This window comes from Rheinheimera pacifica, from assembly GCF_024809855.1.
In the GTDB taxonomy this organism is placed as follows: Bacteria; Pseudomonadota; Gammaproteobacteria; order Enterobacterales; family Alteromonadaceae; genus Alishewanella; species Alishewanella pacifica_A.
The window spans coordinates 74081-86585 of record NZ_JANUEM010000006.1 but is presented as its reverse complement, the minus strand read 5'-3'; the positions used below and the strand labels follow the sequence as shown (position 1 = coordinate 86585).

13 protein-coding genes are annotated in these 12505 nt (G+C 47.1%); 6 read left to right on the top strand and 7 right to left on the bottom strand.

Translation table 11 applies throughout. The annotated features are described in order from the left end of the window. Positions 1–19: 19 nt before the first annotated feature. Positions 20–829, bottom strand: a complete 810-nt coding sequence (locus M2404_RS10145; RefSeq protein ID WP_259239619.1) for an SDR family oxidoreductase — start codon at positions 827–829, stop codon at positions 20–22. Positions 830–934: 105 nt separating this feature from the next. Between M2404_RS10145 and M2404_RS10140 the strand changes: the two genes are divergently transcribed. Continuing rightward, positions 935–1144: a helix-turn-helix domain-containing protein gene (locus tag M2404_RS10140; RefSeq protein ID WP_259239617.1), complete on the top strand. Its 210-nt coding sequence runs from the start codon at positions 935–937 to the stop codon at positions 1142–1144. Here the strand turns inward: M2404_RS10140 and galE are convergent. After that, positions 1141–2157, bottom strand: a complete 1017-nt coding sequence (galE, locus tag M2404_RS10135; protein WP_259239615.1) for a UDP-glucose 4-epimerase GalE — start codon at positions 2155–2157, stop codon at positions 1141–1143. The genes M2404_RS10140 and galE overlap by 4 nt on opposite strands. A gap of 24 nt (positions 2158–2181) precedes the next feature. Next, complete coding sequence (locus M2404_RS10130) at positions 2182–2481, bottom strand: YciI family protein (RefSeq protein ID WP_259239614.1); 300 nt, start codon at positions 2479–2481, stop codon at positions 2182–2184. A 199-nt stretch (positions 2482–2680) separates the two neighbouring features. Here M2404_RS10130 and M2404_RS10125 point away from each other — a divergent pair, with 199 nt between their 5' ends. Then, on the top strand, positions 2681–4093 hold the full coding sequence (locus tag M2404_RS10125; RefSeq protein WP_259239613.1) for a sodium-dependent transporter: 1413 nt from the start codon (positions 2681–2683) through the stop codon (positions 4091–4093). Between the two features lie 105 nt (positions 4094–4198). Here the strand turns inward: M2404_RS10125 and M2404_RS10120 are convergent, their stop codons facing one another. The 3 genes from M2404_RS10120 to tsaA are packed head-to-tail and all read right to left on the bottom strand — an operon-like array spanning position 4199 to position 7733. Then, complete coding sequence (locus tag M2404_RS10120) at positions 4199–5926, bottom strand: proline--tRNA ligase (protein WP_259239612.1); 1728 nt, start codon at positions 5924–5926, stop codon at positions 4199–4201. Between the two features lie 60 nt (positions 5927–5986). Beyond that, entirely contained in the window at positions 5987–7054 is a 1068-nt protein-coding gene (locus M2404_RS10115; protein WP_259239611.1) for a Kelch repeat-containing protein, read from the bottom strand. Next, positions 7023–7733 (bottom strand): tRNA (N6-threonylcarbamoyladenosine(37)-N6)-methyltransferase TrmO, encoded by a 711-nt coding sequence (gene tsaA / locus M2404_RS10110; protein WP_259239610.1) that lies wholly within the window; start codon positions 7731–7733, stop codon positions 7023–7025. The genes M2404_RS10115 and tsaA overlap by 32 nt, the downstream gene beginning before the upstream one ends. A gap of 156 nt (positions 7734–7889) precedes the next feature. Between tsaA and purU the strand changes: the two genes are divergently transcribed. Both purU and M2404_RS10100 read left to right on the top strand, forming a co-directional pair. After that, positions 7890–8723, top strand: a complete 834-nt coding sequence (gene purU / locus M2404_RS10105; RefSeq protein ID WP_259239609.1) for a formyltetrahydrofolate deformylase — start codon at positions 7890–7892, stop codon at positions 8721–8723. A gap of 68 nt (positions 8724–8791) precedes the next feature. Next, a complete protein-coding gene (locus tag M2404_RS10100; protein WP_259239608.1) occupies positions 8792–9322 on the top strand; it encodes a hypothetical protein in 531 nt (176 codons plus the stop codon). On the opposite strand, the gene can is transcribed toward M2404_RS10100, so the two are convergent. Further along, the gene (can, locus tag M2404_RS10095; RefSeq protein ID WP_259239607.1) at positions 9323–9979 is read right to left on the bottom strand and encodes a carbonate dehydratase; all 657 of its coding nucleotides are present in this window, start codon (positions 9977–9979) and stop codon (positions 9323–9325) included. A 203-nt stretch (positions 9980–10182) separates the two neighbouring features. Between can and M2404_RS10090 the strand changes: the two genes are divergently transcribed. Both M2404_RS10090 and M2404_RS10085 read left to right on the top strand, forming a co-directional pair. Further along, a complete protein-coding gene (locus tag M2404_RS10090) occupies positions 10183–11601 on the top strand; it encodes a mannose-1-phosphate guanylyltransferase/mannose-6-phosphate isomerase (protein WP_259239606.1) in 1419 nt (472 codons plus the stop codon). 350 nt (positions 11602–11951) lie between these two features. Continuing rightward, entirely contained in the window at positions 11952–12482 is a 531-nt protein-coding gene (locus M2404_RS10085; protein WP_259239605.1) for an H-NS family histone-like protein, read from the top strand. Positions 12483–12505: the final 23 nt, after the last annotated feature.

Here is a 12505-nt window from a genome sequence, read left to right as displayed (position 1 = left end):
CCTTTGTTGTTTTAGTTGATTACCGCACTTTACTTTTGCGCACCATTTTATACAGCAGTTCTGGCGATAGGCGTGATACCAGGGCGCCTAAGCGTTCTTTTAAGCCGCCTATCACAATATAGTTTTTACCTTTTAGCAGTGCTTTTACTGCTTTTTCAGCAAACTGCTCCGCGCTCATAGCATTGGCCTGGGCGTCATCCATCGTGCCCAGCGTACTGCCATCGCCGGTTAGGGCATTACGAGACACATCAGTTTTAACAAAGCCAGGGAAAATGGTCGCTACAGTTAAGCCTTGTTCAAACAGTTCAGCGCGCAGGCTGTTTGCCCATAAATGCAAGGCTGCTTTGGCGGCGGAATAGCTGCCGCGATACTGGGTACCCACTAAACCTGCGACAGAGGACACAAATACCACCTTGCCACCGCCGTCGGCCAGTAACAGCGGTAGTGCCTGACGGGTTAAATTAATCTGAGCAAAATAATCGATTTCAAATAATCTGCGATCAGTGTCTGCTGTAGTATCAACAATCAGCGCCCGCTGGCTGATACCTGCATTATTAATTAACCAGTCCAGGCCGCCAATTTGCTGCTGTATATTACCAATAGCACTGGTAACTGCCGCACTGTCAGTGATATCTAAAGGTAATAATAAGTGTTGTGTGCTATTAGCTAAACTGGCGCATACCCGCTGCAGCTCGGCTTCCCGGCGGGCGCTGAGGATCAGGCGGGCACCATCAGCGGCCAGCTCACGAGCCAGCGCCTCGCCAATCCCACCTGAGGCGCCGGTGATCCAAATTACTTTATTTTGCATTGCGGCGTTTTGTATTGTCATATCTTGTGCTATTGGCTGTTGAGCTATACCAGCACATTAAGCCCGCCTCAACGCTGTTGTAAAGCCTTGTTGGGCAGCGTACGCAGCAATAAAACCAGCTTTACAATGCCGGTACAGCTAGAGCCGCTAAGTGATAAAGAGTTAGATATTTTGCAATTAATGGCGGCGGGCTACAGTAATAAAGAAATTGCTGCCGCGCTGTATAAATCGGAAGGTACGGTAAAAAACCAGTGCTCAGCTATTCTTGCCAAATTAGGGGTGCGGGATCACACCCGGGCAGTATTGCTGGCACTGGAGTTGGGGCTCATCAGCTAGTTTTTATAGCCATTCGGGTTAGCCGACTGCCAGCGCCAGCTGTCACCAACCATGTCATCCAGTGTTTTTTCTGCCTGCCAGCCCAGCAGCATCTTGGCTTTCGTTGGCTCGGCGTAGCATACCGCTATATCACCAGCGCGCCTTGGGGCCATCTGATAGGGCACAGCAATATTATTTACCTGGCTAAAGGCGTTTACCATATCCAGTACACTGTAACCGGTGCCGGTGCCAAGGTTTATCGCTTCAATACCGTTATGCTGCTCAAGATATTGCAGGGCTTTAACATGGCCCCGTGCTAAATCAACCACATGGATATAATCGCGCACGCCGGTACCGTCATGGGTGGCATAATCGTTACCAAATACGCTGAGCTTGTCGCGCTTACCCACGGCCACCTGGGAAATAAATGGCATCAGGTTATTAGGAATACCGTTAGGGTCTTCCCCGATACGGCCGCTGTCGTGCGCCCCTACAGGGTTGAAGTAACGTAACAGTGTAATACCCCAGTCTGGTTCGGCGCGTACTAGATCTTCCAGAATATGTTCGATCATCAACTTGCTCTGACCATAAGGATTCGTGGCTGAACGCGGTGCAGTTTCCGGGATAGGCACTTGCCTGGCATCGCCATATACGGTAGCAGATGAGCTAAATACCAGTTTTTTTACACCAAATTCCCGCATTACCCGGCACAGGGTTACGGTGCCGGCAACATTGTTGTCGTAGTAGTGCAATGGTATCTGGGTGGATTCACCCACCGCTTTTAGTCCGGCAAAGTGGATAACTGCGCTGATAGTGTAATCAGTAAACAGCTGGCGCAGTGCCTGCTCGTCACGGATATCGCCGTTAATACTAACAATACTTTTACCGCTAAGCTGCTCTACCCGTTGCAAAGCGGCGTCTGAGCTATTGCTAAAGTTATCAAAGCTCAGCACTTTGTAGCCCGCGTTCAGCAGTTCCAGCGCAGTATGGCTGCCAATGTAGCCGGCCCCGCCGGTGAGTAAAATATAGCTCATGCGTATCTCCTGATTTTTCGGGCCTTACGGCAATACTTTTTTAAACGGTTTCACCGTTGAGCGGGCGTAAATACCTGCAGCCAGATAAGGATCAGCATCTGCCCAGTGCTGTGCTTCAACTAACGAAGTGAACTCAGCAACTACCAATGAGCCGCTAAAGCCTGCGCTGCCTGGATCCAGGCTGTCGATGGCAGGTAAAGGCCCGGCCAATAGCAGGCGGCCTTCAGCTTTTAGCTGCTCTAAACGGGCCAGATGTGCCGGGCGGGTAGCCAGGCGCTTATCTAGGCTGCCTGTAACATCTTCAGAGTAAATCATATAAAACATGGGGAAGTCCTTCTGCAGCACGGATTTTAACTGGCGCACCTTAGCAGATCCTGAACGTTGTTCCAACGACATTAAACGCATCGGAGCAGTGCAACACTAGGATTTGCCGCAGCAGCCTGTTAGCATGCAAAGCGCTATAACAATAACCGGGCAAAGCCCCGGCATTCTAATAAGAAAAATTCAGGGAGTCCGCGTAGCAATGAAACGTGAGCAATTCAGTTCAAGCCTGGGCTTTGTACTGGCAGCCGCCGGTTCAGCTGTAGGTATTGGTAATCTGGTCGCCTTTCCGGTAATGGCCAGTAAAAATGGCGGCGCCGCCTTTTTAATCATGTATGCCTTTTTCGTATTCTTTATCTGTTTGCCGGTAATGCTGGCAGAGATGAGCTTAGGCCGCCATACCCGGCAAAACCCATTGGGTGCCTACACTGAAATTGGCCAAAACCGTGCATGGCGCACAGTTGGCTGGATGTCAGTTATTACGCCTTTTATGATTGGTGTGTTTTATCTGGTGATCACAGTATGGATTTTTGGTTATCTGGCTAAATCGGTGATGGGGCAGTTAAACGAGCTTGCCGCGCCAGACAGCTTTGGTGTGTTTATTAATAGCAACGAGCTGTTTATCTATATGGCGGTTGTAATTGGCCTGACGTTCTTAATTCTGCAAGGCGGCGTAAAGCAAGGTATAGAAAAAGCATCACGTATATTAATGCCAATGCTGTTTATAATGCTGATTGCGCTGGTGATTTACGTAATGACACTGGACAACGCCATGTTGGGCGTTAAGTTCTTTCTGATCCCTGAGTTCGACAAACTGACCGGCAAAGTGTTAAACGGCGCATTGGCGCAGGCGTTTTTCTCGCTATCGCTGGCCATGGGTATTTTAATTACCTATGGCTCTTATATTCAGAAAAACAACAATATTGTGCATGCCGGTAAAATGGTGGCGGGTTTGTCGGTGTTGGTGGCGTGCTGTTCGGGTTTACTGATTTTGCCTGCGGTATTTTCGTTTAACCCGGATATCCAGTTAAGCGAATTGTCCGAGTCCAGCATTGGTATGATTTTTATGTTTCTGCCAAAAATCTTTCTGGCCTTGCAGGCTGATATTGGTTATTTCGGGGCGTCTTTTATTGCCAGCTTCTTTTTTCTGCTGGTATTTTTTGCGGCGTTAACGTCGTTGGTTTCGATTATTGAAGTGCCGGTATGCAGCTTAATGGATGGTAAAGGTGTCAGCCGCCGTGCTGCTTTGTATACTCTGGGTGGTGCTATGATTGTACTATCAGTGATTTCTGCGCTGTCGTTTGGACGGGTAGAGCTGTTTAGCAACCTGCTAAGTTACGGTGGCCTAGATAAGTCGTTTTTTGATGTAGTATATGACATCTTCTATGAAACCATTCTGCCGCTTAATGGTTTTCTGTTATGCCTGTTCGTCATTTATCGCTGGAAGAAACATAATCTGGACGCGGAGATCAGCCAGGGTAACAGTACTTTTGCTGGTTCGGTTTTGCAAAAATACGTTAATTTTTCGCTGGGTACCTTTATCCCACTAATTTTGGCGGTGATTTTTGTTAACACGGTATCCACCATCTTTTTTGGTAAAAACCTGTTGTTTTAACAGAACTATAATAACGAGCTGAGTCAGTACCGTTAAATTACTATCAACTTAAAAAAAACGCCGGCAATCTGTACCGGCGTTTTTTATATAGCGACATTTAGCAGGTTATTTTGCCAGTTTCTGTTGCATGGCAGCAACCACCGCCGGAATGTCGAGCATTTCTTTCTCACCGCTACGGCGGTTTTTGTATTCCACCTGCTGATTGTCGAGGTTGCGTTCACCAATGACAATACTGTGTGGAATCCCCATTAGCTCCATATCGGCAAACATTACACCGGGGCGCTCTTTACGGTCGTCGAACAGCACTTCAAAGCCTGCTGCTGTCAGCTCGTTATATAAACGCACTGTAGCTTCTTCAATACGCACTGATTTGTGCATATTCATTGGTATTAAGGCAATCTGAAATGGCGCTATTGCATCAGGCCAGATAATGCCGTATTCATCGTTGTTCTGCTCAATAGCGGCAGCGATAATACGCGACACACCCACACCATAACAGCCCATGGTCATGATCTGGTGTTTGCCTTCTTCGTTCAGTACACCGGCTTTTAACGCTTGTGAATAACGATCGCCTAACTGGAAAATATGGCCAACTTCAATACCGCGTTTAACTACCAGGTTGCCTTTACCGCACGGGCTGGCATCACCTTCAACGATATTGCGTAAATCTGCCACGCTATAATCTTTAATATCACGGCCCCAGTTAACACCGGTTAAATGATAACCGTCTTTATTGGCGCCACAGATAAAATCGCTAAGATGTGCCGCGCTGCGATCAACAATAACCGGAATGGGCATAGCAACCGGCCCCAGTGAGCCGGGGCCTGCATTAATGGCTGCACGGATTTCTTCTTCGCTGGCAAATACCAGCGGGCTTTGCACTTGCGGCAGTTTCTCAGCTTTAATTTCGTTTAGCTCGTGATCGCCCCGCAGTACCAGGGCTAGCAGTGTTTGTGGCGCTTTATCATCGGTTTTAGCAGCGTAAACAATCAGAGTTTTGCTTACCTGTGCCATATCCTGCTGTAATAAGGCTGCAACATCGGCCACAGTTTTTGCATTGGGGGTGGCTACTTCGGCTAATTGTTGCGTGGCTGCTGCGCGCTCTCCTTGTGGTGCTACGGCTTCGGCCATTTCTATATTAGCGGCGTAATCGCTTTCATCTGAAAAGGCGATAGCGTCTTCTCCGGATGCTGCCAGCACATGGAACTCATGCGACATACTGCCGCCGATAGCGCCGGTGTCGGCCAGTACCGGGCGGAAGTCTAACCCTAAACGGGTGAAAATATTACAATATGCCTGATACATGACATCGTAGGTTTGCTGCAGGCTGTCCTGGCTTAAGTGAAAGGAGTAAGCATCTTTCATTAAAAACTCACGCGCGCGCATAACACCAAAACGTGGGCGGCGCTCGTCACGGAATTTGGTCTGAATTTGATACAGGTTCAAAGGTAACTGCTTGTAGCTGGTAATCTCGCGGCGAACCAGATCGGTAATTACTTCTTCATGTGTTGGCCCCAGCACAAAATCACGGGTGTGGCGGTCTTTAAAACGCAGTAGCTCAGCGTCCATTTTGTCCCAGCGGCCAGATTCCTGCCATAACTCTGCCGGTTGTACCATTGGCATTAATACTTCAATGGCACCGGCCTTATTCATTTCTTCGCGGACAATCTGCTCTACCTTACGCAGCACCCGTACGCCAGTGGGTAAGTAGGTGTACATGCCTGAGGCTACACGGCGGATCATGCCGGCGCGCAACATTAACTTGTGGCTGATCACTTCGGCATCGGCTGGTGTTTCTTTGATGGTGGATAGTAAGTACTGACTGCTGCGCATCGTAATTCCGTATTGGTGCTAAAAAATTGCCGCCATTCTAGCAAGGCGGCAGGGGCAATTCTATTGGAGTTTTATCGGGTGTTTAATCAGTTTGCTACTGACCTGCTGGCCGCTTGTCATACCGCCTACTGAATAAATCTCACCATCTATCTCTACCAGGCTTCTTAAATCCATTACTGCTGTGGTATCCGCTGCTTTAAACCAGCGTTTTTCTGCGGGTGAAAATAGCCACACTTTACTATCAGGTTCTGAGGCTGCGCCATTATAGCCAATGCCATTGTAGTTATAGGGGTTAGTGCTGCCACCAATAAATACCAGCATATCTTTACCGTCTACCCTGCTATTAATACCAGCCATGCGATACTTTGCCGTACCGGTAGGATGATCAATAAGGCGCCAGTCAATCTGATTAGCATTGCTACCCACAGTGCCTAAATAGCAGGCCGGTTCACTTTTGTACTCGCGTTTTTTATCAGCAAAATACTCAAGTGTTACCCCGTCGCAGATCAGCATTTGATTACCGGCCATCGCGCCGGCTAAACCAAATACCGGTTTGCCGGGAAACGGAGTAGCCTGTGACCAGCGCTGGGTAAAGTTATCAAAAACCTGTACCAGATTTACATTGCCATGGTCACTCCAGCCGCTAACCAGATAGATATAGCGGTTTTGATAGGTTAACGCCACGGCATCGTCTACCGGTACCGGCATGTCATTTAATTTCGTGTAACGGCGGGTAACCGGATCCAGCCGGTAGCTGTCATTGGCAGTTTGTTCACTGCCATCTGCATTTGCAGTAAAACCACCAAAAACAAAAAAGTTGTTATTAAGTGCCACTGCACTGGCAGCAACCCGGCCACTTAACTTTTGTGTGCTTGGCACTGCAGGCAAATTTTGCCAGCCGAACTCACCGACAGTATGCATCCAAACTTTGTTATGCATATCGTTGTGTTGTTTGCCCGGCCCCAGGCCCATAAAGCTGGCAATATAGGTTTTACCCCGCACAGTGGTGCTGGCAACGGCGTTATTGCTTACCGGCTCGGGTAAGTCGGGCAGGGTGGTTGCGGATACGGCAACACAGGTTGCTGCAGCTGCCACACTACTCAGGTAGCTGATTGATTTCAGTAACATGGTTATGTTCTCCGTTCACGGTCCATTTAATATTGTAGTTATACAGTGTCATACCATAATGTTGTTCACCGTCGCGCTGCTTTTTATAAGACGGCCTTGGATCTTGCTTTAACACTTTGTCGATAAATACTTGTAAATCAGGGTATTGGCTTTGCTTTTGGCAAAATGCGCTGGCGGCTTCACTAAAACTGACGGTCATAGCTGTTTGCGGTGCTGCATCGGCGAAACCTCCTGCGGCTTCAGGTAATGCGTCTGAGTATGGCAAATAGGGTTTAATATCCACCACCGGGGTGCCATCAAGCAGGTCTATGCCACTTAGTTTCAGCATCAGTTTGCCGTTTTTGCGCTCAATGCCTTCCAGCTTTACTACTGATAACCCTATCGGGTTGGGCCTGAAAGTCGCACGGGTAGCAAATACGCCTTTGCGGGTATTACCACCCAAGCGTGGCGGGCGTACCATTGGCGACCAGCCTTTATCTGCAGTTTCGTGAAATACAAACAGCAGCCATAAGTGGCTAAAGCTGTCTATACCGCGCAAAATGGCCTCGTCGCTGTAATCGCTTTCCAGCACCAGATAGCCGGTGGCTTCCGGGATCAGGCCGGGCTGGCGTGGAATAGCAAATTTTTGCTTGTAGGGTGATTGAACATAACCCACCACATTAAACTGATAAGACGCCATAGACTCCAAAGCTATACTGATTAAAACCCGACTGCGGGTATTATGCGGTTTTTTGTCGAAACAACAAGTTAAGCAGAAGACGTCTAAATGTCTTTGACGCTACGTGCCAAGATGCGGTAAAACAACAGCAGGATTAAAAGACAACAGATATGAGATATGGAACGCAAAATTTTATTAACGGAATGCCCCGACTCTAAAGGCCTTATCGCGCAAATCACCAATATTTGTTACAAGCACCAGCTGAATATTATCCGCAATACCGAGTATGTTGATCCGGTAAGCGGCCGGTTTTATATGCGCACGGAACTCGAAGGCGTATTTAACGACGCAACCTTATTGTTTGATTTAGACAGAGCCTTACCCCCTGGATCTGAACGCAGCCTTGTTAGCCAGCGGGCGAAACGGGTGGTTGTGCTGGTAACAAAAGAAGCGCACTGCCTGGGAGATATTTTAATTAAGGTATTTGATGGCTCGCTGGCGTTGGATATTGCTGCCGTAGTAGGAAATTATCCAAGGCTGGAGCAATTAGCAGCACGCTTTGGCTTACCTTATCATCATGTTTGCCATAAAGGCTTAAGCCGCACCGAACATGAAGCCGCCTTACTGGAAGTTATAAAACCCTACCAGCCGGAATATCTGGTGCTGGCTAAATTTATGCGTATTTTAACGCCGGCATTTGTTGCACAGTTTCCGGAAAAAATTATTAATATTCACCACAGCTTTTTACCGGCGTTTATTGGTGCTAACCCTTACCAGCAGGCATTTGAGCGCGGGGTGAAAATTATTGGTGCTACAGCACACTTTGTAAATGATCATCTGGATGAAGGCCCTATTATTCAACAAATGGTGGCGCCGGTGGACCATAACTTCAGTGCTGCTGATATGGCCAGGGCCGGGCGTGATGTAGAAAAAGCAGCACTGAGTAAAGCATTACAGCTGGTGGTGGAAGACAGAGTATTTGTGCATGGCAACAAAACCGTGATCCTGTAAACGGCGGGTTTTACATTGGTTGGTTTTTCTCTGATACTTGGCTGACAGTTATTTCTGAGTAATACAATATGAGCCGTATCTTTTTAAGTATGCTGTTGCTGTGTGTTTGTGCATTGTGTGCGGCTGAAGAAGCCACGCTTCATCCAAAGCTTGAACCATTAAGGCCATACCTTAAGTACTGGCAAGGCGATTTAAGCCAGCCAGGAGCCGATACCAAGGTAATTGATCGCTCATTGTGGAGCCGGGCGTTAAATGGCCAGGCAATAAAAACGGTGCATTCCATTAATGATGGCCAATATGGCGGTGAGTCTTTTATTTTCTGGGATGAAAATCAGCAAAGCCTGGCGTATTACTACTTTACCACTGCTGGTTTTTATACTCATGGCACCATGACCTTTGATGCACAGGTAGGAGAAATTATTGCGCAGGAAAAAGTGCAAAATAACCAGAATGGCATTACGGAAGTAAAATCATTCAGCCGGATAATGCCTGACGGCACTTTGGATGTGAAATCAAACTATTTGCAAAATGGCAACTGGGTAGAGGGCCACCGCGCCACCTATAAGCCAGTGGCGCAGCAACAAATTATTTTTAAATAGCTATTTTTCGCTGATATGGCAGTCAGCCAGATCCAGCGTATAAATATCGTCAATTTTGTCCGCGCAGGAATGGCTTACACGTAAATCTTTTACCCGGCCGTTACGCAAGCTGTAAACCCAACCGTGAATAGTTAATGGCTGGCCACGCTCCCAGGCTTCCTGCACAAAGCTGGTGTGGCACAGGTTGCGTACCTGTTCCATCACGTTTAGCTCAATCAGCCGGTTTAACCGCTCACTGTCGTCGGCAACCTGGTCCAACTCGTCACGGTGCATAGAGTAAACATCTTTAACGTTACGCAGCCAGTTGTCGACAAAGCCAACCCGTTGCTTGGTCATCGCAGCTTTAACGCCACCACAGCCATAATGCCCCACTACTAAAATATGTTTTACTTTAAGGATATCAATAGCATACTGCAGAACTGATAAACAATTCATATCGGAATGCAGCACCAAATTTGCGACATTACGGTGTACAAATAGTTCGCCTGGCAACAAGCCTACAATTTCGTTGGCTGGTACCCGGCTGTCAGAGCAACCAATCCACAGATATTCCGGTGCCTGTTGCTCAGATAGCTGTCGAAAAAATCCCGGTTGTTCTTTTTCAATCCGATCTGCCCAATTCCTATTGTTGACAAACAGTTGTTTAAAATCTGGCATAACTCACCCTGATCAGAAAAATCGCGACAAGATAGCCGATCTTACCTGCTTTTAGAGCACCGACCAGCTGAAATTAAACAGTATTGTATAAAAACTTATCACGCAGATTAAGTTAATACCAGTGGCTGACGAAAGCAAAGCAATATCGCTATACTGTGGCAAAGGTTGTTTTATCACGCTAAGTTCAATAAAAGGAAGCAAAAATGATCCCCGTAATACTGTCAGGTGGTTCAGGCACAAGGTTGTGGCCCTTATCCCGGGCAAAAAAGCCAAAACAATTTCTGCCACTGCTCAATGATAAAAGTATGCTGCAAAATACCATTTTGCGGTTAAAAGGCCTGGCTGGTTTACAGCCGCCAATGGTGATTTGTAATGAAGATCATCGCTTTATGGTAGCAGAGCAACTGCGTGAACTGAGCGCCGGCCAGCCAACAATTATGCTGGAGCCCGTGGGGCGCAATACGGCGCCGGCAATAGCGGTTGCTGCTATGCAGGCTATGGCAGATGGCGATGACCCGCTTCTGCTGGTGCTGGCTGCTGACCACGCTATTAAAGATATTCCTGCGTTTCACCATGCGGTAGAGCTGGCTGCACCGGCTGCAAAGCTAGGCAAGCTGGTAACCTTTGGCATAGTGCCCACCTGTGCGCATACCGGTTATGGTTATATCCGCCGTGCCGATACTGCTGATAGTAGCTTACTGGCCGAAGTGGCTGCCGTGGCCAAATTCTGTGAAAAGCCTGACTTGGCGACAGCACAGCAATTTGTCGACTCAGGCGAGTACTTCTGGAACAGTGGTATGTTTTTGTTTAAAGCCAGCAGTTTGCTTGCTGCAATAAAGCAATTTGCTCCGGCTATTATCAGTGCTGCTGAGCAAGCACTGGCCAATGCTGCCAGAGATCTGGATTTTATCCGGCTGGACAAAGCGGCATTTTCTGCCTGCCCGTCTGATTCGATTGACTATGCCGTGATGGAAAAATCAGCCAATACCGCTATGGTCGCACTGGATGCCGGCTGGAGTGACGTTGGCAGCTGGGATGCACTGTGGGAGGTGATGGCTAAAGATGAGCAGGGGAATGCCTGTCGTGGCGATGTTTTGCTGGAACAATGTAAAAACAGCTACGTTAATGCTGAAGAACGTCTGGTAGCCGTTATTGGCCTGGATGATGTTGTGGTTGTTGAAACTAAAGATGCTGTGCTGGTTGCCAGCAAAACGCATATTCAGGGTGTGAAAAACGTGGTGGCTAAATTGCAAAGTTATGGCCGCACTGAAGTTGATTTGCACCGTGAAGTGTTCCGTCCATGGGGTAAATATGATTCTGTCGATAATGGCAGCCGGTATCAGGTGAAACATATTACAGTAAAACCCGGCGCTAAACTGTCAGTACAAATGCATCATCACCGCGCAGAACATTGGGTTGTTGTCAGCGGATCGGCGTTAGTACGTAATGGCGACAATGAGTTTCTGGTTACTGAAAATGAATCTACCTATATCCCGGTAGGTGTGATCCACTCGCTGGAAAATCCCGGTAAAATTCCGTTAGAGCTGATTGAAGTGCAATCCGGCAGTTATCTGGGCGAAGATGATATTGTGCGGTTTGAAGACAAATATGGCCGCAGCTGAGATTACACGTAGTTAGCTGATGCGGCTTATCCGCTTTTGCTATAACAAGTACCGCAGCACTGTTATCAGTTAAGTGCTGCTGTATTTACCTTTTACCCGCACCTTCTTTGCACTGGCCTCACAGCGTGCAGCTTTAATCCTCATAGTACTAATACAGGAAATATGTTTAAATTAAATGTATAATCAAAACGTCAAACCCTGTTAATGGAACAAAAATCAGGCAGTATTGCTTTAATCTTAACTGAAGCTGAATGAATGATATTGTTTTTGATGTTTAAGTGTTTTTTATATCTTTATTTTATTTGATAAATTGATTATCCTCTGGCGATGAATTATTAAAGGAGATGGCAATGTCAATTTTATTAGATAAACGTGAACTAAAGAAAGCAGCAAAAGAACTAACATTGGTTAAACTGACAGACGTTATTGAAACTCTGAACGCAGTGTTAGCAGAACGTCAGGTAGAAGTTGAATTGATTACCCAGTTAGAGCAGTTTGCTAAAGCTCAGGGTTTTACAATGGAACAGCTGGGCTACAAATTAAATAATGATGTAATCAGCACCGATGCTCAGGATGGCCCGGCTAAAGCAGACAAGCGCCCTACCAAACCTAAGTTTAAAACGATCAATAAAGACAGCCAGTACTTTTACGTTGAGAACGGCCAGCTGCAGCTGCTGCGTACTCATACCATGAAGAAAGGCTTGCAGGAGCGCGGTATTGACGTAGTTCCGGTAACTAAAGTTGATAAAAAATATGCTAAGCAAATTGATGGTTTAATTGCTGATGCCACAGCGCAAGCAGTAGAAAACTTTAATGCTAAAGTAGATGCCTGGAATGAATGGGCAGCTGCCAATGCTGAAGAAATTCTTACCAAAAAATAAGCAAACTTTTTAAAGCATAAAGC